The sequence below is a fragment of the Polaribacter cellanae genome (assembly GCF_017569185.1).
GTDB lineage: Bacteria > Bacteroidota > Bacteroidia > Flavobacteriales > Flavobacteriaceae > Polaribacter > Polaribacter cellanae.
Genome location: NZ_CP071869.1, coordinates 1,393,328 through 1,419,302 on the forward strand (window position 1 = coordinate 1,393,328; position 25,975 = coordinate 1,419,302).

At 29.9% G+C, this 25,975-nt stretch carries 26 protein-coding genes; 9 read left to right on the top strand and 17 right to left on the bottom strand.

The window, feature by feature from the left end; genetic code table 11:
- Window positions 1-9: 9 nt before the first annotated feature.
- Window positions 10-765, bottom strand: coding sequence for a hypothetical protein (locus J3359_RS06310; RefSeq protein WP_208079874.1), 756 nt, complete (start codon window positions 763-765; stop codon window positions 10-12).
- Window positions 765-1,322: a DNA-3-methyladenine glycosylase I gene (locus J3359_RS06315; protein ID WP_208079875.1), complete on the bottom strand. Its 558-nt coding sequence runs from the start codon at window positions 1,320-1,322 to the stop codon at window positions 765-767. The genes J3359_RS06310 and J3359_RS06315 overlap by 1 nt, the downstream gene beginning before the upstream one ends.
- A gap of 100 nt (window positions 1,323-1,422) precedes the next feature.
- Here J3359_RS06315 and J3359_RS06320 point away from each other — a divergent pair, with 100 nt between their 5' ends.
- Both J3359_RS06320 and J3359_RS06325 read left to right on the top strand, forming a co-directional pair.
- Complete coding sequence (locus J3359_RS06320; RefSeq protein WP_208079876.1) at window positions 1,423-1,857, top strand: DUF6146 family protein; 435 nt, start codon at window positions 1,423-1,425, stop codon at window positions 1,855-1,857.
- Between the two features lie 231 nt (window positions 1,858-2,088).
- Window positions 2,089-3,336 (top strand): transposase, encoded by a 1,248-nt coding sequence (locus J3359_RS06325; protein ID WP_496559661.1) that lies wholly within the window; start codon window positions 2,089-2,091, stop codon window positions 3,334-3,336.
- Window positions 3,337-3,608: 272 nt separating this feature from the next.
- Here the strand turns inward: J3359_RS06325 and J3359_RS06330 are convergent, their stop codons facing one another.
- Window positions 3,609-4,097 (bottom strand): dihydrofolate reductase, encoded by a 489-nt coding sequence (locus J3359_RS06330; protein ID WP_208079877.1) that lies wholly within the window; start codon window positions 4,095-4,097, stop codon window positions 3,609-3,611.
- Between the two features lie 303 nt (window positions 4,098-4,400).
- Here J3359_RS06330 and J3359_RS06335 point away from each other — a divergent pair, with 303 nt between their 5' ends.
- The gene (locus J3359_RS06335) at window positions 4,401-4,697 is read left to right on the top strand and encodes an isoamylase early set domain-containing protein (RefSeq protein ID WP_208079878.1); all 297 of its coding nucleotides are present in this window, start codon (window positions 4,401-4,403) and stop codon (window positions 4,695-4,697) included.
- A gap of 66 nt (window positions 4,698-4,763) precedes the next feature.
- Here the strand turns inward: J3359_RS06335 and J3359_RS06340 are convergent, their stop codons facing one another.
- The 5 genes from J3359_RS06340 to J3359_RS06360 form a co-directional block, all read right to left on the bottom strand.
- Window positions 4,764-5,588: a thymidylate synthase gene (locus J3359_RS06340; RefSeq protein ID WP_208079879.1), complete on the bottom strand. Its 825-nt coding sequence runs from the start codon at window positions 5,586-5,588 to the stop codon at window positions 4,764-4,766.
- Between the two features lie 196 nt (window positions 5,589-5,784).
- The gene (locus J3359_RS06345; protein WP_208079880.1) at window positions 5,785-7,212 is read right to left on the bottom strand and encodes a NupC/NupG family nucleoside CNT transporter; all 1,428 of its coding nucleotides are present in this window, start codon (window positions 7,210-7,212) and stop codon (window positions 5,785-5,787) included.
- 12 nt (window positions 7,213-7,224) lie between these two features.
- Window positions 7,225-7,839: a bifunctional nuclease family protein gene (locus J3359_RS06350; RefSeq protein WP_208079881.1), complete on the bottom strand. Its 615-nt coding sequence runs from the start codon at window positions 7,837-7,839 to the stop codon at window positions 7,225-7,227.
- 414 nt (window positions 7,840-8,253) lie between these two features.
- Complete coding sequence (locus tag J3359_RS06355; protein ID WP_208079882.1) at window positions 8,254-9,216, bottom strand: electron transfer flavoprotein subunit alpha/FixB family protein; 963 nt, start codon at window positions 9,214-9,216, stop codon at window positions 8,254-8,256.
- A 245-nt stretch (window positions 9,217-9,461) separates the two neighbouring features.
- Window positions 9,462-10,208: an electron transfer flavoprotein subunit beta/FixA family protein gene (locus tag J3359_RS06360; protein ID WP_208079883.1), complete on the bottom strand. Its 747-nt coding sequence runs from the start codon at window positions 10,206-10,208 to the stop codon at window positions 9,462-9,464.
- 225 nt (window positions 10,209-10,433) lie between these two features.
- Here J3359_RS06360 and J3359_RS06365 point away from each other — a divergent pair, with 225 nt between their 5' ends.
- The 5 genes from J3359_RS06365 to J3359_RS06385 all read left to right on the top strand — a co-directional run bounded on the left by J3359_RS06365 (window position 10,434) and on the right by J3359_RS06385 (window position 18,287).
- Window positions 10,434-11,411 (top strand): pyruvate dehydrogenase complex E1 component subunit beta, encoded by a 978-nt coding sequence (locus tag J3359_RS06365; RefSeq protein ID WP_208079884.1) that lies wholly within the window; start codon window positions 10,434-10,436, stop codon window positions 11,409-11,411.
- A gap of 70 nt (window positions 11,412-11,481) precedes the next feature.
- On the top strand, window positions 11,482-13,983 hold the full coding sequence (locus J3359_RS06370) for a DUF5686 family protein (protein WP_208079885.1): 2,502 nt from the start codon (window positions 11,482-11,484) through the stop codon (window positions 13,981-13,983).
- A 121-nt stretch (window positions 13,984-14,104) separates the two neighbouring features.
- A complete protein-coding gene (locus tag J3359_RS06375; protein ID WP_208079886.1) occupies window positions 14,105-14,632 on the top strand; it encodes an inorganic diphosphatase in 528 nt (175 codons plus the stop codon).
- 120 nt (window positions 14,633-14,752) lie between these two features.
- Complete coding sequence (locus tag J3359_RS06380) at window positions 14,753-17,200, top strand: sodium-translocating pyrophosphatase (RefSeq protein WP_208079887.1); 2,448 nt, start codon at window positions 14,753-14,755, stop codon at window positions 17,198-17,200.
- Window positions 17,201-17,282: 82 nt separating this feature from the next.
- Window positions 17,283-18,287, top strand: a complete 1,005-nt coding sequence (locus J3359_RS06385) for an App1 family protein phosphatidate phosphatase (protein ID WP_208079888.1) — start codon at window positions 17,283-17,285, stop codon at window positions 18,285-18,287.
- 160 nt (window positions 18,288-18,447) lie between these two features.
- On the opposite strand, the gene J3359_RS06390 is transcribed toward J3359_RS06385, so the two are convergent.
- From J3359_RS06390 to J3359_RS18280, 6 genes are all read right to left on the bottom strand, one after another.
- Window positions 18,448-18,609 carry a DUF1328 domain-containing protein gene (locus tag J3359_RS06390; RefSeq protein ID WP_208079889.1) on the bottom strand — a complete coding sequence of 54 codons (162 nt, stop codon included), beginning with the start codon at window positions 18,607-18,609 and terminating at the stop codon, window positions 18,448-18,450.
- A 324-nt stretch (window positions 18,610-18,933) separates the two neighbouring features.
- Window positions 18,934-19,374: a hypothetical protein gene (locus tag J3359_RS06395; RefSeq protein WP_208079890.1), complete on the bottom strand. Its 441-nt coding sequence runs from the start codon at window positions 19,372-19,374 to the stop codon at window positions 18,934-18,936.
- A gap of 1 nt (window position 19,375) precedes the next feature.
- Window positions 19,376-21,382 (bottom strand): hypothetical protein, encoded by a 2,007-nt coding sequence (locus J3359_RS06400; RefSeq protein ID WP_208079891.1) that lies wholly within the window; start codon window positions 21,380-21,382, stop codon window positions 19,376-19,378.
- 473 nt (window positions 21,383-21,855) lie between these two features.
- Complete coding sequence (locus tag J3359_RS06405; protein ID WP_208079892.1) at window positions 21,856-22,305, bottom strand: ferritin-like domain-containing protein; 450 nt, start codon at window positions 22,303-22,305, stop codon at window positions 21,856-21,858.
- Window positions 22,306-22,333: 28 nt separating this feature from the next.
- Entirely contained in the window at window positions 22,334-23,227 is an 894-nt protein-coding gene (locus J3359_RS06410; protein ID WP_208079893.1) for an IS1595 family transposase, read from the bottom strand.
- A gap of 96 nt (window positions 23,228-23,323) precedes the next feature.
- Window positions 23,324-23,506: a hypothetical protein gene (locus tag J3359_RS18280; RefSeq protein WP_243765994.1), complete on the bottom strand. Its 183-nt coding sequence runs from the start codon at window positions 23,504-23,506 to the stop codon at window positions 23,324-23,326.
- 158 nt (window positions 23,507-23,664) lie between these two features.
- Here J3359_RS18280 and J3359_RS06420 point away from each other — a divergent pair, with 158 nt between their 5' ends.
- Window positions 23,665-24,705, top strand: a complete 1,041-nt coding sequence (locus tag J3359_RS06420) for a helix-turn-helix domain-containing protein (RefSeq protein ID WP_208079894.1) — start codon at window positions 23,665-23,667, stop codon at window positions 24,703-24,705.
- A gap of 280 nt (window positions 24,706-24,985) precedes the next feature.
- On the opposite strand, the gene J3359_RS06425 is transcribed toward J3359_RS06420, so the two are convergent.
- The 3 genes from J3359_RS06425 to J3359_RS06435 are packed head-to-tail and all read right to left on the bottom strand — an operon-like array spanning window position 24,986 to window position 25,937.
- Entirely contained in the window at window positions 24,986-25,186 is a 201-nt protein-coding gene (locus J3359_RS06425; protein ID WP_208079895.1) for a hypothetical protein, read from the bottom strand.
- Window positions 25,187-25,199: 13 nt separating this feature from the next.
- Window positions 25,200-25,547 carry a hypothetical protein gene (locus J3359_RS06430; protein ID WP_208079896.1) on the bottom strand — a complete coding sequence of 116 codons (348 nt, stop codon included), beginning with the start codon at window positions 25,545-25,547 and terminating at the stop codon, window positions 25,200-25,202.
- 3 nt (window positions 25,548-25,550) lie between these two features.
- Window positions 25,551-25,937 (bottom strand): YtxH domain-containing protein, encoded by a 387-nt coding sequence (locus tag J3359_RS06435; RefSeq protein ID WP_208079897.1) that lies wholly within the window; start codon window positions 25,935-25,937, stop codon window positions 25,551-25,553.
- Between the last annotated feature and the right edge of the window lie 38 nt (window positions 25,938-25,975).

The window sequence follows — 25,975 nt, forward strand, 5'->3', positions numbered from 1 at the left end:
TCGTCATAACTAATCATTTTTTATTCTCTTTAAACGTTTCCACGCAATTTTATGTCTTCCTTTATAGATAAAAAAGCAAGTTACATCTAACAAAAAATAAAACAAACTAATTCCACTTGGTGGATTGTTACTTGGTAAAAAATCGAACACTCCAAATGCTATGTTAGGCCATTTCCATGCTCCAAAAGCTGTTCCTCCTATTTCTAAAATTGCGACTAAAATATACATCGAAAAGAAAAACAAGCGATCTTTGGGTCTTTTCCAAAGTAAAAGAAAAACGAAAATGGTCATTACAAAACCAAAAACATCTGTAAAGAAAATTAAATAAATTGTGGCAAATAAAGCTATAAAAACACCAAACAATTGTTCCACTGCTTTATGGTGTTTTCGAACTACAGAGGCTTTACTAAACATAAAAATTCGTCCATATAAAGCAGCATGTCCTAAAGGAACATAAAAAGGCACATTTTCTAACCTGTAAGTGTACATATCTAAACCTCTGGAAAATAAATATTCTCCACCAAAACCAATAATAACAGCATAAATCATTAATTCTTTTACTCTGGGTGTAGATCTTAAATACATTTTAAGAAAACCAGCAATCATTAGAATATTAATAAGGATTTGCGAACTGGTTACATTTTCTGCAAACCAAATACTATCAAAAAATAAGACAAAAACAAAAATAACAAAGCGCCCAATTTCTCTATTAAAAATTGAAATGATTTTTTGTAAATCGGGTTTTGGAACGTATACTATTTTCATTAATTAGGATATTTAAAACAATCTGTTGTGTGGTCGTTTACCATTCCAACAGCTTGCATATATGCATACATAACTGTAGAACCAACAAATTTAAAGCCTCGTTTTTTTAAATCTTTCGAAATTTTATCCGACAAAGGTGTTGTTGCAGGAACTTCTTCTTTTTTATTAAATTTATTAATAATTGGTTTTCCATCTACATAACTCCAAATAAATTTAGAAAACGAGCCAAATTCTTTTTGCACTTCCATAAATAATTGTGCGTTTGTAATGGCACTTCTTATTTTTAATTTATTTCTGATGATTCCTGCATCTTGCAAAAGAGATTCGTATTTGCTTTCGGGATATTTTGCGATTTTTTGATAGTCGAAATTATCGAATGCTTTTTTAAAATTTTCTCTTTTATTTAAAATGGTAATCCAACTTAAACCCGCCTGAAAAGTTTCTAAAATTAAAAATTCGAACAAAGTTGCGTCATCAAAAACGGGTGTTCCCCACTCTTTATCATGATAATCTTTATACAATTCGCTGTCTGTAACCCAAAAACACCTATTTTTCATCTTCTCTATTTTTAAAAGCGAAAATTAGTGTTAAATGAATTAAAAATCAACGTATTTTGGAATAATTTTTGCAACTTTACTATCCTAAAACATCCTGATTATGAAAGTTTTAAAATACACTTTATTGTTAACCATCTTTTCCTGCTGCTTTTGGGCTTGTGGTTCTTCTCCAATAAAAAAACAAGATACCCAAGAAGAACAACCTGTGGTAATTGCCAATGATAGTTTAGAATACGAAATTATAATTATAGATCCTGGTTTTAATTTATTCCTAAATTCTGTTGCGCAACCAGAAGGTTTTTATACACAACAATATTTAGAAGCTAGAAATAGAGTTTGGGTTACCACTTGGAATATTAGAGCGCAAAACCCATCACGTTTTAATAATAATATTTACGAAAACATTATTGATTATCAGCCAAATATAAATTATGGCTATGAAGTAAATTACAAACTTTTTAACTATTTTTTATTCGCACAAAGAAAGTATAAGATGAATTTAGGTGGTGGTTTTCGGTCTGGCAGAATTAATTAAAAGGCGCTTTCATAAAACAACGAATCCCTTGTTTTTACGAGGGATTTGTTGTATTTTGTAGCTATAATAAACCCCGAAAATGGCCAATATAGGCAAAAAACGGGGTTTTAATTTCGACAATTATGAAAGTACGAAGAATTTCTGAAATGCAACACCGCATTTCAATTTTTTCCCCTCAGCGAGAATTATGATGCTCATTATGCGCGATTTTTAGAGGGAGATTTAGGTAAAATCTACTCTGCAATTCCTTGGAATGATTTAGTTAGCTCTTTTGGTATTTCTGAACAATCAAAAGGGAGAAACTATCTTTTTAGTCCTAAAGGAAGACTAGGTTTAATGTTTTTAAAACATTATGCTAATTGTTCAGATAGAAAATTGATTGAGCAACTAAACTCGAATTTAGACTATCAATTTTTCTGTGATATAGAACTAGGTTTTGAACGCTTAACAAACTATAAAATAGTGAGCCAAATACGTTGTGAATTAGCAGAGAAACTCGATATTAATTCCATAGAAAAAATTCTATTCAACTCTTGGAAAAACGAAATTGAAAACCCCAATCAAATTGTAATGGATGCTACTTGTTATGAAAGTGAAGTTCGTTACCCTAGCATCCAAAAATTACTTTGGGAGTCGGTTCATTGGTTGTACAATCAATTACGTAAAACCTGCTCTATATTAGGGGTTAAAATGATTAGAAGTAAATATATCAAGTGGAAAAAACGTTATCAAGGATTTAGTAAAATGCGAAGAAAAACCAAGTCGAAACGTATTTCATTAACCCGAGGTTTACTCAATCTGTTAAGTAAATTTATCAACTTTGAAAAAGAGTTGTCAGAAAATCACAATATTGAGTTTATAGCTTTGTATTATAAGCGAATAAATACAATTCAAAGGATTTACAAACAACAAAAAGATCATTTTGATACAGGAGAAAAAATCAAAGATAGAATTGTAAGCATTCAAAAGGATTATATTCGTCCTATTGTTCGAGGAAAGGAAGTAAAACCTGTTGAATTTGGAGCAAAAGTTAACAAAGTTCAAATTGATGGAATTAGCTTTATCGAACATATTAACTTTAATGCATTTCATGAAGGAAATCGTTTTATTCAAACAGTCCAAAAAGCACAAGGATTAACTCGAAAAAAAGTAAAAATAGCTGGAGCAGATAAAATTTATGCCACCAATAAAAATAGAAAACACTGTAGTTCTAAGAACATAGAAACAGACTTTATCCCCAAGGGAAAAAAGCCGAAAAATCATAAAGAAAAAAAGCAACTTAGAGCTATTATCGCAAAAGAAAGAGCTACAAGATTAGAAGGTTCTTTTGGAAAGGATAAAGAATATTATCACTTACGAAAAATAAAAGCCAAAACTAAAAAGAATGAAATTCTATGGATATTCTTTGGAATACACACAGGGAATGCTCTTGAAATTGGCCGAAGAAAAATAGCTAAAACAGCACAACAAGTAGTCTAAATTTGAAGCATTGAATATAGTTTTATGGGAGAGGTATGTCTTGTTGGGAAGTTTTTAAGAAACTGAACACTTAAAACAGCTTTAAAACAAAAATTGAGGGTAGAATTTAAATAATTCTGCCCGCAATTTTAGCTGCATTTTTAAAAATAACCTATTTTCTGAATGTGCCTTAAAAAATAAAACTGATACTGCGAATGCACAAATTTTAAAGAGAAAAAACCTTAAACGACCTGCATAAAATACTGAAAATCATAAACTAAGAAACTAATTTATTAAACCTTCTGATAACTCACAAAGCTATAGTCGTATTTGTTTTTGTCATCGGCTTTAAAATCTTCTCTTGAAACTTCTTTCCAAACTTTTGGGTCTATTTCTGGAAAATAAACATCTGCTTTAAATTCGTGATGTACCAAAGTTATATCTAATTGATCTACTAAGTTATTTGCAATTGCTTGTTTATAGATTTGTGCACCTCCAATAATATAAATTTCAGAATCGTCTTTTGCTAATTCAATAGCCTCTTCAATGCTATTTGCTACAAAACAACCATCTTTAAAATAATTATTATTTCTGGTAATAATAATTGTAGTACGATTTGGCAATGGTTTTCCAATTGACTCAAATGTATTTCTACCCATTAAAATATGATGACCAGTAGTAACCTTTTTAAATCTCTTTAAATCTGCAGGTAAATGCCAAATTAAATCGTTGTTTTTCCCTAAAGCATTATTTTTAGCAATAGCAGCAATTATTGTAATCATAAAGTAAAATCAATTTTCAACAAAAATAATAGAAATGGTTAGAGATTTATAGCTTTTAAGAGTTTTTGTTCATAAACAACAATTTACGAAACCGTTTTCGAGGTAAAATACATGAAAATCAGGTAAAAGAAAATGTTAATCATTTTTAAACATATAGTAATTATTTACACTGTTTATTTATAATTAGCTTTGTTATAGTGTTTCATATTATTAAAACGATAATTCTTTCGTTTTCAATACTATATTGTTTGAAGACTGATAATTGTTCTATAAATTTACCAAAAATTTTGAAAACAAAATATTATGGCTATTAAAAAACAATTTTTAAAAAACAAACCAGTTTGTAAAGTAACTTTTACAGTACCCTCTGAAAATGCATATAATGTAGCAGTAGTTGGTAGTTTTAACGATTGGAATGCAGCATCTACTCCTTTAAAAAAATTAAAAAATGGTTCTTTTAAAGGAACTGTTAATTTAGAAACAGGCAATTCTTACGAGTTTAGATATTTAGTAGATGGTAAATTCGTAAACGAAGCAGAAGCAGATGCTTTCGCTTGGAACGATTATGCTGGCGCAGAAAACTGTGTTATAAAACTATAACAGAATTTCTTATAAAAAATAAAAAGAGCTCTCATTAATTAATGAGAACTCTTTTTTTTATTGTAATTATATTGCAACTTTTCCTTTAATATGAGGATGAGGGTTATAATCTATCAACTCAAAATCTTCGAAATCGAAATCGAAAATGCTTGTTATTTCTGGATTAATTTTCATTTTTGGTAAAGCTCTAATTTCTCTGGATAATTGTAATTCTAACTGTTCTATATGATTGTTGTAAATATGAGCGTCGCCAAAAGTATGGATAAATTCTCCTGCTTTATAACCACAAACTTGTGCCATCATCATTGTAAATAATGCATAACTAGCAATGTTAAAAGGAACTCCTAAAAAGATATCTGCACTTCTTTGATATAACTGACAAGATAATTTACCATCTGCTACATAAAATTGAAAAAATGCATGGCAAGGAGGTAATGCTGCTTTTCCTTTTTTTACATTTTCTGAAAATGAAACAGAAGTATCTGGTAAAACAGAAGGATTCCAAGCAGAAACTAACATTCTTCTCGAATTCGGATTCTTTTTTAATGTTGAAATTACTTCTTTTAATTGATCGATATCATCGCTATTCCAATTACGCCATTGATGTCCGTAAACTGGTCCTAAATCGCCATTTTCGTCTGCCCATTCATTCCAAATTCTAACACCATTTTCTTGCAAATACTTAATATTTGTATCTCCTTTAATAAACCAAAGTAATTCGTAAACAATCGATTTTAAGTGTAATTTCTTTGTGGTAACCATTGGAAAACCCTCGCTTAAATCGAAACGCATTTGATGTCCAAAAACACTCTTTGTTCCAGTTCCTGTTCTATCTCCTTTTTCGTTTCCGTTCTCTAAAACGTGTTTTACTAAATCGTGGTATTGTTTCATATAGGCCCATCTTAATCTTCCCAAAGGGAAGAAATACTCTTGTATTAGATATTGTCTGTAAAATTAAGAATGATAAAATTATTTTAATTAATAAAGTGAAATTTTTATTAATAGTTTATTAACTATTTAAAAGTATTTACAAACTAGCTAAATTTTCTCCTTTGGGAAATGTCCTTTTGGACAAAGGAGCTTCTTTTTACCCAATAATCATTCCTGCAATTGTTGCAGACATTAAAGAAGCAATGGTTCCTCCAATTAAGGCTTTTATGCCAAATTCTGATAATGTTTTTCGTTGTCCTGGAGCTAAAGAACCAATTCCTCCAATTTGTATTCCAATAGAGGCAAAATTCGCAAAACCACACAACATGTAAGTCGCCATAATTACAGATTTCTCGTAATTTAAGTGTACTACATTTGCAACATTTTTTAATTCTGCTAATTGGATATATCCAACAAATTCACTGGCAGCTAGTTTGATTCCTAACAATTGGCCCATCATTGAAACATCTGCTGAATTTACTCCAATTAACCACATTAGTGGTGCAAAAATAGTTCCTAAAATAAATTCTAAAGACAATGCTTTGTAAGAGGAGTTTGCTGCGATAATTTCGTTTAAAGAAGTAAAATTCCAACTAAAATATTCGATTCCGTTAAAACTCCCAATACCACCTAAAATTCCGTTTATCATTGCAATAATAGCAACAAAAACTAACAACATTGCTCCCACATTTACTGCCAATCGTAAACCTTCTGTTGTTCCGTTTGCAATGGCATCTAAAACGTTAGAACCTATTTTTTCTTGTGAAACAGTTACATCTGTATTTACCTTTTCTGTTTGTGGATACAATATTTTAGAAATTACAATCGCACCTGGAGCCGCCATTACAGAAGCTGCCAATAAATGTTTCGCAAAAATAAGTTCTAATTCTTTATCTCCTCCACCTAAGAACCCAATATATGCTGCTAAAACTGCACCAGCAACAGTTGCCATTCCACCAATCATTACTAAAAGCATTTCAGATTTATTCATCTTTTCTAAATACGCTTTTATTAAAAGTGGTGCTTCTGTTTGTCCTAAGAAAATATTTCCTGCAACAGACAGGCTTTCCATTCCAGAAATTCCTAAGAATTTAGACAAAACTTTCGCCAATACTTTTACTATTTTTTGAATAACACCTAAATAAAAGAGTAAAGATGTTAATGCAGAAAAGAAAATAATTGTTGGCAATACCTGAAAAGCAAAAATGTACCCAAAAGTATTCATATCGCCAACCATACCTGCGAATAGGAACTTACTTCCTGCTTTGGTATATTCTAATATTTCTATAAAAATACTTCCTACAAAATCGAAAATTACTTGTATAAATTTTACTTTTAAAACTCCAATTGCAATTATTAATTGAAGTGCTAATCCAATTCCAACTTTTTTCCAATCAATTGCTTTTTTATTGGAGCTAAATAAGAATGAAACTACGATTAAAACAAACATTCCTAAAACACCTCGCCAAAGGCTACTAAACGTAAAACCTTCGCTTTCGATAATTCCTTTAGCAAGTGGATCTGCTGTTTGTGAAAACACATTTACAGACAAGAAACAAAACAAGGCAACTAATAATTTTTTCATGCAGTTTTTAGATTATGAGCGTTTGCTAATTTCATCTCTAATTTTAGCTGCTAATTCGTAATTTTCGTCTTCTACAGCTTTATTTAGTTGCTCGTTTAATTCGGGAATCGATAAATTTGAAAAGTTACTTTTTACAGTGTTCGATTCTAAATCTTCGATATCTATTGTATTGCTTTCGATATCTGTAGTTTCGTTAATCGCCAACTCTTCTTCTATTTTTAGATAAACTCCTGCCTTGTCTAAAATATTTTCGTATGTATAAATTGGTGCTTGAAAACGAACTGCGATTGCAATTGCATCTGATGTTCTTGTATCTATTGCTTCTTCTACTCCTTCTCTTTCGCAAATCAAACTGGAAAAGAAGACGCCATCTACCAATTTATGAATAATTACTTCTTTAATGGTAATTAAAAACCGATCGGAAAATGTTTTGAATAAATCGTGTGTTAATGGTCTTGGTGGTCGAATTTCTTTTTCTAAAGCGATGGCAATAGATTGTGCTTCAAATGCTCCAATTATTATTGGTAATGTTCTTGTTCCTTCCATTTCACTTAAAACTAAAGCATAAGCTCCACTTTGAGTTTGACTGTAAGAAATTCCTTTTATCGTTAATTTTATTAAACTCATATTTTTTTTTTGCAAAAAAGATTTTTTCTTTTAATTTACTATTTGTCAACCCTTAAAGAGTTTTAAACCCTTTAAGGGTTCTTAAGATATTAGCTATTTACTTTTTTAATAAATAAACATCTTTTTTGCGTGGCACAATTTACTAAAAAATATAGAGTGAAAATGGTTATTTTTTCTGAATTTATTATTTTATGTTAACTAAGGTTCGCGTGAAGGATTGAAGCATTTGTTTGAGCTCTTTTATTTTGTTGATTGAAATGAAACAAAATAAAAAGCGAGTGCTGAAAGCCTGACGAAATTATTTTTAACTTTTACTGATGTATATACAAAAAACGAACCAAATTTATATTCTGATTCGTTTTTTAAAACTCTATATTAAAATAATTTGGGCACGCCCAAAAAATAATTATCGAACTACGAAGCTTTAAAAGCTTTCAATTTTTCAATCAATTTTGGAACCACCTCAAAAGCGTCTCCAACAACGCCATAATCTGCTGCTTTAAAAAATGGGGCTTCTGGATCTGTGTTGATTACTAACTTTACTTTTGAAGCATTTATTCCTGCCAAATGTTGAATGGCACCTGAAATTCCAATCGCGATATACAAGTTCGAAGCTACTGGTTTTCCTGTTTGCCCAACATGCTCTGAATGTGGTCTCCAACCTAAATCGGAAACTGGTTTAGAACAAGCTGTTGCAGCGCCTAAGACTTCTGCTAATTCTTCAACCATTCCCCAGTTTTCTGGACCTTTTAAACCTCTTCCTGCAGAAACAACAATATCTGCATCTGCAATGGTTACTTTTCCTGTTACTTTATCTATTTTTTCTGATTTTACTGCTAAATCTGCATCAGAAATGTTTACATTAAAATTTTCTGAAGTTCCAGAGACTGGGTTTTCGTGAATTCCAAATGAGTTTTTAGCAACTCCTACTACCTTGTTTTCAGTAGAAATCGTAGTATTTGCAAACGCTTTGTTCGAAAATGCTTTTCTTTTTACTGTAAATGGTGCTGTACTTAAAGGCGCTGCAACTACGTTAGAAGCATAACCAGCTTCTAAAGCAACTGCCACTAAAGGCGCTACATATAAACCATCGATACTAGAATCTACAATTACAACATTTGCATCGGTTGCTTCTGCTGCTTGTTTTATTGCTGAAGCGTATCCTTTTGCATTAAATGTTGATAAATTATCGCTAGAAACTGTTAATACTTTTTCTGCTCCATAGGTATATAGTTGCGAAACATCGTTTGCATTTATTGTTAAAACAACCAAGTTGCTACTTAATTGTTCTGCTACTTTTTTTCCGTAAGAAACTACTTCGAAAGCTGTTTTCTTAAATTTTCCGTCTGTTGAATCGGCAAAAACTAAAACTGACATATTTTGTATTGTTTTAATGTGTAATTATTTAATTGTGAGATAACTATTCTTAATACATTAGAATTCAGACACTTTAATTAACACACGTTATTTTTTATTTTTTTATACTGAACTTGTTTCAGAATCTTATTATTATTTTCTGATGTTTTTTTTTAATTCTGAAAATAAGTTCAGAATAATCTAATTTTTCATCTTTAAGATTGGATACTGAAACGAGTTTAGGGTGATTTAATTTTTGAGAAAAATTAAATCACTTTAGCTTCGTTATGAAGTAAGTTAATTAACTCGTCTAAATTATCTGCATCTACTAATTTAACTGCTCCTTTTGGTGCTGGTTTTTCGAAAGATTGTGCAATTGTTTTCGCATCTGCACCAGTTGCTTCAACCACTTGTAAAGGTTTTTTACGAGCCATCATAATTCCACGCATATTTGGGATGCGTAAATCTTTCTCCTCTACAATTCCTTTTTGTCCGCCAATAACAATTGGTAAATTGGTTGCAACTGTTTCGTTTCCACCATCAATTTCTCTAACAGCAGTTACATTATCTCCTTCTACTTCTAAACCAACACAACCGTTTATAAAATTAAAATCGATTAACGAAGCCAACATTCCTGGTACCATTTGTCCATTATAATCTGCAGATTCTTTTCCTGCTAAAACAATATCATAACCTCCGTCTTTTACGATTGCTGCTAATTCTTTCGCAACTAAAAAACCATCTGTTGGGTTTACATTTACACGAATTGCGTTATCTGCCCCAATCGCCAATGCTTTTCTTAAGGTAGACTCTGTGTTTGCTTCTCCTACATTTATAACAGTTACTGTTGCTCCTTGTTTTTCTTTAAACCACATTGCTCTTGTTAAACAAAATTCATCATAAGGATTAATTACAAACTGAACTCCATTCGTATCGAAATCTTCATTATTATTTGTAAAATTAATTTTTGAAGTGGTATCAGGCACATGACTAATACATACCAATATTTTCATAAATTCTCGTTTTTTATTTTATTACCGAGAACGAAATTACGCTTTTTTTTTTAAAATACTATGCGTGCATAGTATTTTTTAAATTATTTAACAGTTTTCGAAAACGATTGAGAAATAAATACCTAATATTTCTTTTACTTTGTACAATTGTGTCTAAAAAAATGGCAATTAATTCCTTACTTTTGCATTTAAAAATTACAAATTATAATTAATAATTAATAATAGATGAAAACAGTTCAATTCAGAGAGGCTATTTGCGAAGCAATGAGCGAAGAAATGCGCAGAGACGAAAGCATTTATTTAATGGGAGAAGAGGTTGCCGAATATAATGGTGCTTACAAAGCCAGTAAAGGAATGTTAGATGAATTTGGTGCAAAAAGAGTTATTGATACTCCTATTGCTGAATTAGGTTTTGCAGGTATTGCAATTGGTTCTGCTATGAATGGAAACAGACCTATTGTAGAATATATGACGTTTAACTTCTCTTTGGTAGGAATTGATCAAATTATAAATAATGCAGCCAAGATTAGACAAATGTCTGGTGGACAGTTTAATTGCCCAATTGTTTTTAGAGGGCCAACTGCTTCTGCTGGTCAATTAGGTGCAACACACTCACAAGCTTTTGAAAACTGGTTTGCAAATACACCTGGTTTAAAAGTAATTGTTCCTTCGAATCCTTATGATGCGAAAGGTTTATTAAAAGCTGCGATTCGCGATGACGATCCAGTAATTTTTATGGAATCTGAACAGATGTATGGAGATAAAATGGAAATCCCTGAAGGAGAATACATTATTCCTATTGGAGTTGCAGAAATTAAAAGAGAAGGTACAGATGTAACTATTGTTTCTTTTGGTAAAATTATTAAGGAAGCATACAAAGCTGCTGAAGAATTGGCAAAAGAAAATATTTCTGTTGAAATTATCGATTTAAGAACCGTTCGTCCAATGGATCATAATGCAATTATTAATTCAGTAAAGAAAACAAATAGATTAGTCGTTTTAGAAGAAGCTTGGCCATTTGCAAGTGTAGCATCGGAAATTACGTATAGAATACAAGATGAAGCATTCGATTATTTAGATGCTCCAATTAAAAGATTAACAACTGCAGATACTCCTGCCCCCTATTCACCTGTTTTATTCGAAAAATGGATTCCGAACTCTAATGATGTTGTAAAAGCTGTAAAAGAAGTATTATACTTATAAAAATTAAATATTAAAAAATCATATAATAAATCCTTTTATTACGAGTTGTACATAGAAGAATTTTACATTAATGAGATACATCATTTTCCTAATTTTTAGTTTTTTAAGTTTTGTTGTTAATGCCCAATTAACCATAAAAGGAAAAGTGGTAGACGAAAACGGAAGTCCACTTGCATTTGTAAACGTTTTTGCTTTAAAAACCACACAAGGAACAGTAACAGATGATAATGGTGAATTTACTTTGCATCTTTCTAAAAAAAGAGCAAAAATAGAAATTTCATTTTTAGGCTTTTTGTCGCAACAAATTAAAGTTAATAAAAAAACAACTTACTTAAAAATTGTTTTAAAAGAAGCGTCAAATCAGTTAGAAGAAATAGTACTAGTAACCAAACCAAAAAAAAGACTTCCAAAAAAAGAAAACCCTGCTTACCCAATATTAAAACAAATTTGGAAAAATAAAAAAACCAATGGCCTAAAGCTATTTAACTATTATAAATACAAAAAATTATTAACTACCGAAATTGGTTTAAATAATTTAGATACTATTTTTTTAAAAAAAATATTTAAAAAAGGCTATAAAAATATTTTAGCAAAATTACCCTACAACGATACTGGTGTAAATTTTTACTTACCTCTTTTTATAAGTGAAACTGTTACAAATATTTATGGAAACAATATTACAAACAAAGAAAGAATAGATGTCGAAGCAGAAAAAAGTAATGGTATGGATAGGCAAGGTTTTATCTTTGAGAGAGTTTCTACCGCTTTTAATAATATAAATATTTATGAAGACAACTTTCAGTTATTTAAAAAATCTTTTGTAAGCCCAATATCTAGAGGAGGTTTTGATACTTACGATTATGTTTTACAAGATAGCATTGTAAAAAAAGACCACACTTTATACAATATTTATTTTTTTCCAAGAAGAAATGATTTGGCATTTGAAGGTAATTTTTGGGTAACAAATAAAACTTTTGCTATTACCAAAATTAAGATGAAAACAAATAAAGACATCAATCTTAATTTTGTAAGAAGGCTTTCTTTAGAAAAAGAATACCTTATAAAAAAAGACACAATTTATCTACCAAAAAGAGATGTTTACAATGCAAATTTTACTTTAAATGATAAAGATGACAAGAAAATAGGAATTACAGTAAAAAAGATAGCAGAGTTTTCTAAATACGAATTCGATAAACCTAAACAAAATAATTTTTATACTAGTAAAATTATACGATTTAAACCCAACCAGTTTCGTAAAAAAGAAAGTTATTGGGACTCTATTAACAACAACAATTTAAAATCAGAAAAATACACTTTAATTAATGATGTTAAAAACGATAATCAAATTCGTAAAATTACAGGAATAATAAATACGCTTTCCACTGGTTATTTTACAGTTACACCTAAATTTCAAATAGGTCAATATTGGAATACTTTTTCTAAAAACAGTGTAGAAGGTGTAAAGCTTAAATTGGGCTTTAGAACCTTTAAAACGCAAAATGATCGATTTAGAATTAACGGCTTTATTGGTTATGGAATAAAAGATAAAAAAATAAAATATTATCTAGATGCAAAATACTTATTAAGTTATAAGCCTAGAATCGGTGTAGGTATTTCATACCTAAATGACACCGAACAATTAGGTGCAAAACTCTTAAGTACAAATGGGCTAAATGCAAAACTTTTTGACCCTAACGCTCTCTTCTCACGTGGAAACAATTTCTTTTTATCTTCGGTTAACAGAAAAGTTATTCAATTTGATATTGAACTAAAGAAAAACCTTCATATTGGTACTTCTTTTGCACACAACAATATTTCTAGTGCAGCAAACAGGAAAGATTTTACAATAGATTATCTAGATAATAATGGAAATATACAAACTGAACTTACCAATGTTTCTCAAGATTTTTATATTACCTACACACCTGGCAGATTCGAATTTGGGTTTGGAATAGAACAAAGAATTGGTAAAAATTTATACCCATCAATAATATTAAATTACAGAAAAGGATACAAAGGTTTTTTAAACGGAAGTTTTAATTACGACAAGCTTTCTTTTAGTTACACCCACCCTATTTTAACAGGAAAATTAGGTCTCTTATTAGCTTCTTTAGATGGTGGAAAAACATTTGGAACAGTACCACTTCCTTTATTAAACCCAATACCCGCAAACCAAACTTTTTGGATTACAAAAAACACATTTTCATTAATAAACTATTACGATTTTGTAACAGATACGTATATTTCTGGACATTTCGAACAACACTTTAACGGGTTAATAATGAATAGATTACCACTTTTAAAACACTTAAAATTAAGAAGTTTAATAACTTTTAAAACTGTATATGGTACTATCTCAGATAAAAATATTGCTATAAATAAATCTAATATTATTTATAAAGCACCAGATACAAATATGTATTATGAATATGGTTTTGGCTTCGAAAATATTGGATATAAAGATATTCGTCCATTAAGAGTAGACTTTATTTGGCGAGGAGACCATAAAAGCGTAAACGGATTACCATCTCCAAAATTTGCAGTAAGAATAGGTGTAAAAGTAGATTTTTAAAAACCCTTCATAAATTAATTTATAAGAAAACCATTGCGTAAATACAATCTCTATTTTATTGAAAAACTTCATAAATTAACTACTTTTGCAACGAAAATAATAAAATAACAAACTAGAAAATATGAGTCCGAAAGAGAAAAAAACATTTGATGTTTTAATAGAAATTCCCAAAGGAAGTAGAAATAAATATGAATATGATTTCGATTTAAATAAAATTCGTTTCGACAGAATGTTGTTCTCTTCGATGATGTATCCTGCAGATTATGGTTTTGTACCAGAAACTTTAGCCTTAGATGGAGACCCTTTAGATGTATTAGTTTTAGGACACGAACCTACATTTCCAATGTGTGTTGTTGAAGTAAAACCAATTGGAGTTTTCCATATGGCAGATGAAAAAGGACCAGATGAAAAAGTTATTTGTGTACCAGTTTCTGATCCTATTTGGAATGATAAAGAAGATTTAACTGATTTGAACCCACATAGATTAAAAGAAATCGAACATTTCTTTAAAGTTTATAAAGATTTAGAAAAGAAAAAAGTAGATGTTGGTGGCTGGGGAGATGCTAAAGAAGCTCGAAAAATCTACGTCGACTGTGTTGATAGATACGAAAATAGCGAACATAAAAAGGCAGGTAGTTTCAAAATTTAATAAATTATCTACCTTAATAATTTGAGCCTCTTAAAATTAAACATTTTAAGAGGTTTTTTATTTCATTATGATTTTCTTACTTTTACCGCCGTTTTAAACTAATCAAATTAAAAATAATATATGGAATCAATGATGATTTGGATGCCAATTGCGATGGCAGTTTTAGGTTTAATCTATATGTGGATTAAACAATCTTGGGTAATGAAACAAGATGCAGGAGATGGTAAAATGAAAGAAATTTCAGATTACATTTACGAAGGAGCTTTGGCTTTTTTAAGTGCAGAATACAAATTACTTGCAATCTTCGTAGTAATTGTAAGTGTTGCTTTAGCAGCTGTTTCTTTTATAGTACCAACAACACACGTTCTAATTGTGGTTGCTTTTATTTTTGGAGCTGTTTTTTCTGCCTTTGCAGGAAATATAGGGATGAAGATCGCCACAAAAACAAATGTTAGAACAACACAAGCTGCAAGAACAAGTTTGCCAAATGCTTTAAAAGTATCTTTTGGTGGTGGAACTGTAATGGGGCTTGGAGTAGCTGGTTTAGCTGTTTTAGGTTTAACTGCATTTTTTATCTTTTTCTTCTGGTATTTTATGGGAAGTGAGTGGACAAACACTATGGATATGACAATCGTTTTAGAAACTTTAGCAGGTTTTTCTTTAGGCGCAGAATCTATTGCTTTATTTGCAAGAGTTGGTGGAGGAATCTACACAAAAGCAGCAGATGTTGGTGCAGATTTAGTGGGTAAAGTAGAAGCAGGAATTCCTGAAGACGATCCAAGAAACCCTGCAACAATTGCAGATAATGTGGGTGATAATGTTGGTGATGTTGCTGGAATGGGAGCAGATTTATTTGGTTCTTATGTAGCAACAGTTTTAGCTGCAATGGTACTAGGAAACTACGTTATTAAAGATATGGGAGGTTCTATTACTGATGCTTTTGGCGGTATTGGACCCATTTTATTACCAATGGCAATTGCTGGTGCAGGAATTATTATTTCTATCATTGGAACTATGCTGGTTAAAATAAAAGACAATAGTGCAAAAGAGTCTCAAGTAATGGGCGCTTTAAATAAAGGAAACTGGACATCTATTATATTAGTTGCGCTTTCTTGTTATGGTTTAGTAACTTGGATGTTACCAGAAACTATGAAAATGGAATTTTTCGGTGAAGGTTTACAAGAAATTTCTTCATTAAGAGTTTTTGGTGCAACTTTAGTAGGCTTAATTGTAGGTGCTGTAATATCATCTGTTACTGAATATTATACAGGTTTAGGTAAAAAACCAATCTTAAAAATTGTACAACAGTCTTCTACAGGAGCTGGTACAAATATTATTGCAGGTTTGGCAACTGGTATGATTTCTACTTTTCCATCTGTGTTATTATTTGCAGGTGCAATTTGGGCTTCTTATGCCTTTGCTGGTTTTTATGGAGTTGCCTTAGCAGCTTCTGCAATGATGGCTACAACAGCTATGCAATTAGCAATTGATGCTTTTGGACCAATTTCGGATAATGCTGGTGGTATTGCTGAAATGAGCGAACAAGAACCAATCGTTAGAGAACGTACAGATATTTTAGATTCAGTTGGTAACACAACTGCAGCAACAGGAAAAGGTTTTGCAATTGCTTCTGCTGCTTTAACATCGTTGGCTTTATTTGCTGCCTATGTAACTTTTACAGGAATTGACGGAATTAACATATTTAAAGCACCTGTTTTAGCCATGTTATTTGTTGGTGGAATGGTACCTGTGGTCTTTTCTGCTTTGGCAATGAATGCTGTTGGAAAAGCAGCTATGGAGATGGTAAACGAAGTTAGACGTCAGTTTAGAAATATTCCAGGGATTATGGAAGGAACTGGAAAACCAGAATACGATAAATGTGTGGCAATTTCTACAGAGGCTTCTCTAAGAGAAATGATGTTACCAGGTTTATTAACTATTGGTTTCCCTCTAATTATTGCTTTTGCTCCTTTAGCATTTGGAATGGATAAATTAGCAATCGCAGAAATGTTAGGTGGTTATATGGCTGGTGTTACAGTTTCTGGTGTTCTTTGGGCAATTTTCCAAAATAACGCAGGTGGAGCTTGGGATAACGCAAAAAAATCTTTTGAAGCAGGTGTAGAAATTGATGGAGAAATGACCTATAAAGGTTCGGAAGCACATAAAGCAGCTGTAACTGGAGATACAGTTGGAGATCCTTTTAAAGATACTTCTGGACCTTCTATGAATATTTTAATTAAATTAACTTGTTTAATTGGATTGGTAATTGCTCCTATTTTAGGAGGACATACTCAAGAAGGCAATAATACAGAAGTTGTAGAAGTTGAGGTTGTTAGCAATTACAAAGGAATTACTGGTGGAGAAAACTTAAACAACAAAACAGAAACAACTGTAGAAATGCTTACAAACGATGCAAATGGAAGGGTAACCGCAAATGTAGAGATTAGAAAAACTGTGAACGGAAAAACTACAGTAATTACAAAAACGTTTACAGGAACAGAAGATGAAGTAAGAGCTCAACTAAAAGATGTAGAAGGAATTAAAATAAAAATTAAAGATAAAAGCTAAATTAACTTAATAGAATCGTAGAAAAGCTACAGGAAACTGTGGCTTTTTTTATGTCTTTTTTGTATCTTGTAATAAAAAAAGAATGGGCGTTTTTAGTAAAGATTCACTACAAATTATTGTTTTTCAAAGTTATGGAACGAATACCCATTTTTATACACGAGGAAGAGCTTTACAAGACGAAAAAATAAATTTAGAACGAGAAAATTTCTTCAGTTTATTAATAAATACTTGGAAGCGTTTTGAGACTGATGAAGTTAAAAATACAGCGATTACAATTACATTACCTAATAACTTTAAAATAAATACAGTTACAGACGATGCAGGTTATTTTATTGTTGATGAAAAAATAGAAAATCTTGTTGCATTAGCAAATGATGAAGGTTGGCTAAATTTTGAAGTTTCTTACACCAATGAAAACGTAGGTAGAGCCATCAATAATAAAAATAAATTTTTAGGAGAATTATTAATCCCTTCAGAAACTGCAGAATTTGGTGTAATTAGCGATATAGATGATACCATTTTACATACAGGAGTCGTATCAAAATTCAAGTGGAAACTTTTAATAAATACCTTTTTTAAATCTCCAACAAAGAGAGAAGCGTTGGAAGGAGCATCAAAATTTTACAGTTTATTGCACTTAGGAAAGTCTGGCGAAAATGCAAATCCGCTTTTTTATGTGAGTCATAGTCCTTGGAATTTATACAGATATTTAGAAGTTTTTCTAAAGAAAAACAACTTCCCAAAAGGAGCTATTTTATTAAGAACTTTCGGAAATATGTTTCAGAAAAAAACGCCAGAAACCATTCCTCAAAAACAAAAAGAAATTGTAAACATCTTAAAAACATATACAAATTTATCCTTTATTTTAATTGGAGATGCAGGCGAACACGATGCCGATATTTATATAAAAATTGTAAAATTATACCCAAATAGAATAAAAGCCATTTACTTAAGAAGCGTAAGACACGCAAGAAAAATGGCAAGAATAAAAGAACTGATTAAAGATTATTACGACACACCAATTTTAATGGTTCACTCAAGTGAAGAAGCGATCGAACACGCTAAAAAACATAATTTTATAAAATAATTTTACTCAAATAGTGTTAAAAGATTTGTCAGATTTTTAAAAACGGACAGGTCTAACGATTTTCATATTAATTTTCTCATCATTTATTTAACAAAATAGACAAAAAAACTGTTTGAAATACATCAAACAGTTTTTTTTCTTTTCCATAGTTATATGGTTATTATCTTTTTACTCCGCCTCTAATTAAAGAAAGTATAAATAGTACTATAAAAATAAAAAATATAATTTTTGCAATGTATGCAGCAGTCCCAGCGATTCCTCCAAACCCTAATACTGCAGCAATTAATGCGATTATTACAAATGTAATTGTCCAACGTAACATAATTTTAAGTTTTAATGGTTAATGTATAAATAGTTATTAACTATTTCCTGATACTACAAATTTAATTGATTTACAGAGCTTTATTTAACGCTAACAAATTCATTATTAACTCAAACGAATATTTATTAGACAATTTAAGTTAAAAAAATCTAGTTAACCATACAACTTATTCTACTACAAGTATATTTTTCCAAAAGTAAGACGCAATGCATAAAATTCTTTAAGAATAATAGATCGCTTAGAAAATTTAATTACACACTTTATAGGATAGTGTCTAGTTCGCACTTGACTGCTATTTTTTATATACCTTGATGTGGTTTGTATTTATTTAAATTTTAATACTTCAATATTCTTTTGAGTACCCTCATAGATTAGAGGAATAAATACATTTTCTGAATACTTATTTTTATATACTAAAAAAATAGTTCTTCTGATACTTAAATTTTTATGTAATTCACAAGGATTATATTTTTTTAGATGAGTTACATTTATCAAATTGCTTAATGTATCAATAGCAATTTTGTTTTCTACTTCCTCTAATTTTTTAAATTTATCAAATCCGATTTTATTAGGCACAATAAATTTATATGCATCATTGTTAAATGTTTTGTCAATAGATTTAATGCTAAAAATATAATATAAATTCCCAAGCTCATCACTGTTTATAATGGGGTTATAATCCCTTAAATATAATGGACTTTTTTTGTTTTGTCCAAAAGTTATAGATATGGATAAAAAACTTATTATAATAAGTATATATTTCATATTATTTACATTTTTTATTGTATTCACTTCTAACATATTGTGAAATATAATCTTTTTTAGTTTTACTATCATCATTCAAGTTAATATACTCTTGTGTACCTTCTAAACCTTCCCACGATAAATAATCGAAAAAATCATCTAAATCGGTTATTACTGAATCAGAATTTATAAAATTTATTAAAGGATTATTTAAGTCATCTAGCCATGGATGAATTTGGTTTAAATTTTCACTCAACTTTTGTCTATAACCAAATATATTAAATTGATCATGGTTCCATTGAGGGTTACCATTTCCTAAATTTTTATAGTAAGTAGTAAGAGCATTGAAAATAGTTATATTATTATAAGTACTAATATTGCCATAATTTTGAAAAGTATAACTGCCATTAGGTTTGATGTTTAAAATAAGACCAGACTGAATACTCCTATCAAGTAATTCTGCATGTATCGTTTCATGTATTATTGCTAAAGCAATTTCAATTAATGAAGCATTTTTAACAAAACTAGTTTTTAGTCTAACTCTATAAAATCTTTGAGCGCTATTATAAGAAGGGTAAGTTCTTGCTTTATATTTAAAATTATTATCATCTGGAATATCTCCAACTTCAAATTTAATATGTGCATTTTTAGAACTTTTAAAAAATTCGTTAATTAGATTTGAAAAAAATGTTGAATTCAATTGTTCTAACTTTTTATAAACACAAAGAGCTTTTCCAGTAAGTTCATTAATAATTCTATTTTCCCAATTAACAGTTGTATTTGCACCACTACCTCCTTTTAAAGCGTTGATAGCTTTTGTGGTAAAACTTAAAGCAGAAAAACTGTAGTTGGCATTGTTTAAAAATTGTGCAACTCTTGCAGCTATTACAGGGTTTGCTGCCAACCAATCTTTTTGAGGTTGAGTAAAAACTTTGCTCACTTTCGTATTTTTAATTCCCATTAATTTTAACACAGGAGTCGCAAAATTTAAACTTAAAGGATTTAAAGTAACACCCAAAGAAGGTAACGATATAGGTGTTACAGGAGCGCCACCACCACCAATAGGTGTAACACCAAAACCTCCGTTTAAAGTATTGTTTGTTGAATAAATTGGAGGTATGCTTATCCTTCTAGGAAGCCCAAGCTCTAAGGCAAGTTTATTTGAGAAACCAAAACTGTTAGATGCTCCTGTGCTTCTTCTTTTTGCAACAATAATTATTTCATCAAGCATAATTACTCTTTCTTTTTTACAAGGAACATCATCATCTTCACATGGGTCTCTACCTGTATCTGTATCCATAATGGCTTCTTTTACTAGCGTAGTTGTACCACCATCTGCAAAAAACATATCTGGATTGTATTGTAATTTGTATTTTTCTTTTGTTGTAACATTTCCTGCAATGTAGTAGTTTGTAAGTACGTTGTTAGAAATTAATTGTTTATCTACAGGAAAATTTTCACTAATTTGTATTCCTGTAAAAGTATTCATTTCTAGGTTTTTTACATTTTTTGAAAACCACTTAGGTTCTGGTATAAAAATATGAATGCTTCCTGTAAAATCTTCTTTATTTTTTGTTGTAGATGGGGTAATAACATACGAACCAAAAGCAAAATTATTAGCATCGCTATTAATATTAATGGGTATAGAATAGGTTTTGCTATTGGTAGTTTCGTTTGTTAAAACAACTGTTTTCGTATAATCGAGGTCTAAAGAATAATTTTTACCAAATCTTCCAGAAAGTACGATATCTAAAACAGGAGATATTCTATAGGTGTCAATTGGTTTACCTCCTGTAGGTTTGGCTTGAAAAGAATTATTGTTAGATTTAAAAATGGAAGCTATATTTTGTTGTACCGTTTCTGGCAATTTATTTTTAGCAACACGATTTAATGTATAAGAGTTCTTTTCTTTTGCAGGCGGCGAAGTTTGATTCAAGTAATCTTCTTCTTGGCAAGTTAATAGAAATAATAATAGGAATAAGAGCCATAATTTATTCCATTTCTTTAGAGAATAAATAATAGTTTTCATAAAAAATAGATTTAATTATTAATTTTTTTTTAATGAGTAGTAATTTATGGTAATATGCTATTCGGTCGTTTGAACCACAAGGTATCATAAAACGAATTGGTTACAAAAAGAGAATTATTTACTTTTTGTAACTAAAAAAAGGTGTAATCACTTGTTAGATAGCGTTTTAAACATTTACTAAACAAATATAAAATTCTTCTCTTTTAAAAAACATGATAATTATCATGTTTATAGCACCTTAACTCATTATTAACAAAAAATAAACAGTTAAAATGTTTAAAATCATTTTAAGTCTTTACTTTCTTTCATTTTAAGTCAAAAAAAAATGTCTAAAAAATTACATTATCTGTTATTTTAAGAGCTATTGAAAAACCTATATAATTTATAATTAGATTTTTCTATTACAGTCGAAATAACATTTAAATAAACTTTTTAGACAAAGTTGAATTTACAGTCTCCACAAAAAAAGAATCTTAACTAATCTCTTCTAAAACCTTAATATTATGCAATCCATTTTCGATTTTATTTTTTTGTGCTTCCAGTAAACTTTTTGTGCTTGAAGGCAAACTAATTTCTTTTAACACTTCTTTATATTCTTCAATTGCAGCTTTTTCTCCAGTAATTGCTTCTTCTAGCATAGATTCTTCATCGCCCATCGAAAACATTGCTTTTATATCCATCCAAGCTCTATGAGCTGTTCCTGTTAAGCTTCCTCCTTTATCAATTTCTTGATTAAAAGCTCTTATTTCTGTTTTTAATTCGTAACCAAAACTATATCTCTCTTGTGCTTTCAACTCGAAATATTTTTTAAGAGAATTATTTTTTACATTTTCAGCCGCTTTTTTAAATCCTTTTTCTGCATCATAAGTTTTTTCTAATAATGCATTTAGTTTTTTTCCTACTTCTTTTGTATATGTACTCATAACCTATTAATTTTATTGAGGTCAGTAGTTAAGAACATATCATTTTGTTTTGATACATTTTATCAGATTTGACCATTCTTTGAATTAAATTATCAAAAATATTTATCTTGCTTTGAGATCTATTTAAACGATAACAAAATTCATCTAAATACCTATTTATATTAAAGTCACTTACACAAGAATACGTTGTTCTAATCCAAGATTTTACTTGATGTATCATTGTGTGTAAAGCCATAAAATTTTTACCATTATCACTCTCTATTTGTGTAATCTTATATTCTTTAGATAAAGGACGATACCCTTTCCATAAATCAGTTGTTATTGTTGCATTTTCATCAATATGTTTGGTAAATATTTTCTCTAATTCTTTGGCTGAAAAATTATCTATTCTCAAGGCATACATTCTTTTTATTTTTCCTTTATCAGTTAATTCTACTGCAGTTACGACCTTTTTCTTTTTACTATCATAACTTCTTCCAGGTTTTCCTTTTTCATAACCACCAACTACAAATTCATCGATATGAACATTACCTTTCATTGGATGATTTTCGCTAGATTTCATAGCTTCTCTTACTTTATGCATAAATAAACGAGCCGTTTTTTCCGTGATTCCAAAACGAACTCCCATATAACTTGCTGATAAACTTTTTGTAGTGGTTGACATCTCAAAACAGATAAAAAAAGCTTTACGTAAACCAAACTTTACTTTGTGAAATAAAGTGTTGGCAGAAGCTGTTTCTGTATGGCTACATTTATTACAAGTACGTGCAAAATTCTTGCGAATTTGACTCGTTTTGTTTCTACACTTTATGCATTTGAATTCATCTTTCCACTTAATAGTTGCTAAATATTCTTTACAACAATCATCTGTTTTGAAGCGTTCAGTAAACTCTAAAAGGTTTCTTCCTTGAAAAACATCCATAATTCCCTTATTTTATTGACTACAATATATGAAATTATCTACTGACCTCAATAATTTTAAATGATGTGTTTGTTTAATTTATAGATGTCGAACACACTACATCTCTCTATAGTTTTCTACTATTTTTACCTTATAAAGCTGTATTTGAATAAGACTAAATGTTGATTTAAAAAATTGATTTTTAATACAATCTTTGGTATCGCCAGACGTTTTTACTAATTTATTTAACAATTCTCTTTGTTTATCGTGGTCTTTTCTTATTTCTTCGTAAATATTCATATTCGTTTAGTTTTAGATTTATCAAACTTAGTGTGAAATTAATTTATTTCTTATCTCAATAAATTTAAATGTTAATCGATATCATAAAATTTACTATCTTTATTGTAGTACATTTACAACCTCTTTTTAGTTGAGAGTTTACCCTAATTTAATACTCTATGATAACTTTTGAAATTATTCCAGATAGCTCTAAAACTTTATTAGAGCAAATTAAAGATGCGATTGGAGGCTCGATTACAAGTCGATGGAGCGAAAACATACTTTCTATAGATAACGAAAATGGTAAAGGAGATTTACGATTTATTCAGTTTGATTGGGGTGTGCATTTGTTAGATTTTAACTTAACGCTTCGTAAAGAATTTATAATTAAATTCAAATCGATTCCTGAGTTTAGTCCTATTCGTTTTTTGTACCCTGCACAAGGTTATTTAACACATCGTTTTGGAGTAAATAATAATGAAAGAAAAATAGACCAGTTTCAATCTTTAATTTTCACTAACAAAACAGGTGGTTACGATTATTTACATTTCCCAAAAAACGAAACGGTTTGTATAAATATGATTGAAATTGTTCGCAAACATTTTCTTCAAAAAAGAACCACAAACGTATCTAGTTTAAATAAAAAGTTATACGAAGTTTTTGTAGATACAGACCACGAAAACAGGTTTGCAAACTTCGGAACACTAAATCTTAAAATGGCAGATTTAGTCGAGAAATTAGCCAAAGTAAAAGGAAAAGGAATGCTTAGAATTTTAAAAATCGAAGCTAAAGTCTACGAGATTTTATCCATACATATTCAGCAACACAATAGATTATTGGCTGGTGTTCCTTTGCCAACTTCTTTGGTAAAAACAGAACTTAAATTGGTTCGAAAAATTAGCGCCAAAATATTAAAAAACCCCGCAAAAGATTATTCTTTAGACCAACTTTCCACAGAAAGTGGCTTAACACAAGCAAAATTACAAGACGGCTTTAAGTTTCTCTACAACAGAACCGTTACAGAATATATTAGACACGTTCGTTTGGAATCTGCCAGAGAACTGCTAAAAAATTCCGATTTAAATATTTCGCAAATTGTGTACAGCATTGGTTTTAGCAGTAGAAGTTATTTTTCTAAAATTTTTAGAGAAAAATATAATATTTCGCCAAATGAATTTAAAAAGAAAATTTTAGTGGTTACAGACGAGAAAGTAAAATAAATTCCATTTTTTTATAAGATTGAGTGAACGCGTTAGGGAATGCAATGTTTGAGCTCTTTTTTCTTTTTCAGAAAAAAAGCGAGTAACCTTTCGACTTCGCTCAAGATAAATTCCAGCCCGTTAAAACGCCCAAAAAAAAATCTAAAATCTTTTTTTAAATTACAGATACTAAAACAAATTCAATATAAAAAAAACCTCAATGCTTTCACATTGAGGTTATTAATCAACCAACCACTTATCGGTTACTTATCGCTAAATAACCCAATAAATTCTTTCTATTTTATTTAAATATTTTCTTTATAAGAACTAATAATCCGTACTTACTTACGAATTTTAGGAAATTACCTATTAAGCTTAGCGGTTTTAGTTGGTTTTCGAAATCGCTTTTTACAATTTTTAGTTCTTCTAAAGCTATCTGCCTTTCCAGACTTAACACTTTTAAGTCTTTTTCCATATCAACAAAATTTGTGTATTTTCTCATCTTTACGTGTCTTTTATTTTGAGAATTTATTTGCCATTTTAGAAATTATTTGCTTGTCGATACTCTTTCTAAGCAAAAAGAATATAATGCCAAATAAAATGTAAATTCCTGCTACTGATAGGTAACCTAAAGCTACATTTTCTAAAGAATTACCCAAAGTAATTGCCAAAGCAATCGACGCAAATAATAGTCCTACTGCTATTAAACCTCCAATAATTAAGAGCTTTAGAATTGTGCTAAAAGATAATGTTAAGGCATAAAATGCTTTTAACTTATAGTATTTATAAGTGGCATCTACATACTTTTTTCCCTTTTCAACTCCATTTTCAGACGAATTGTTTAAAGATTCAAATACACTCATAAATTATGCAGATTGTATTTTTCCTTTCTTATCTGAACTTACGTCTTTTTGTAACTTTTTGTTCTGTTCTTTTAATTCGCTTAATTTCTTCTCTAAAGTAGAAATTACATCGTCTGCTTTGTAACTTACGTTAGACATTACATCTTCTAATTGCGCATCGAAAGTTTGCTTTTTTGCATTGTAAGTAGCACTTACTCTTTCTTTTAAATCAGATGCTGTTGCACTAATTTTTTCTGAATATTCAGACGCTGTTTCAGAAATTTTATCTTTTGCAGACAAAGCTTCGTTCTTAATTTTTTTTCTTGTGTTTTCTCCTTTGTCTGGTGCAAATAAAATGCCTGCTGCTGCACCCACTATCGTTCCTAGTAATACTCCTGATAAATTTTTCATCTTTATTTTTTTAAATTATACTTTTTCGTGATGTATTG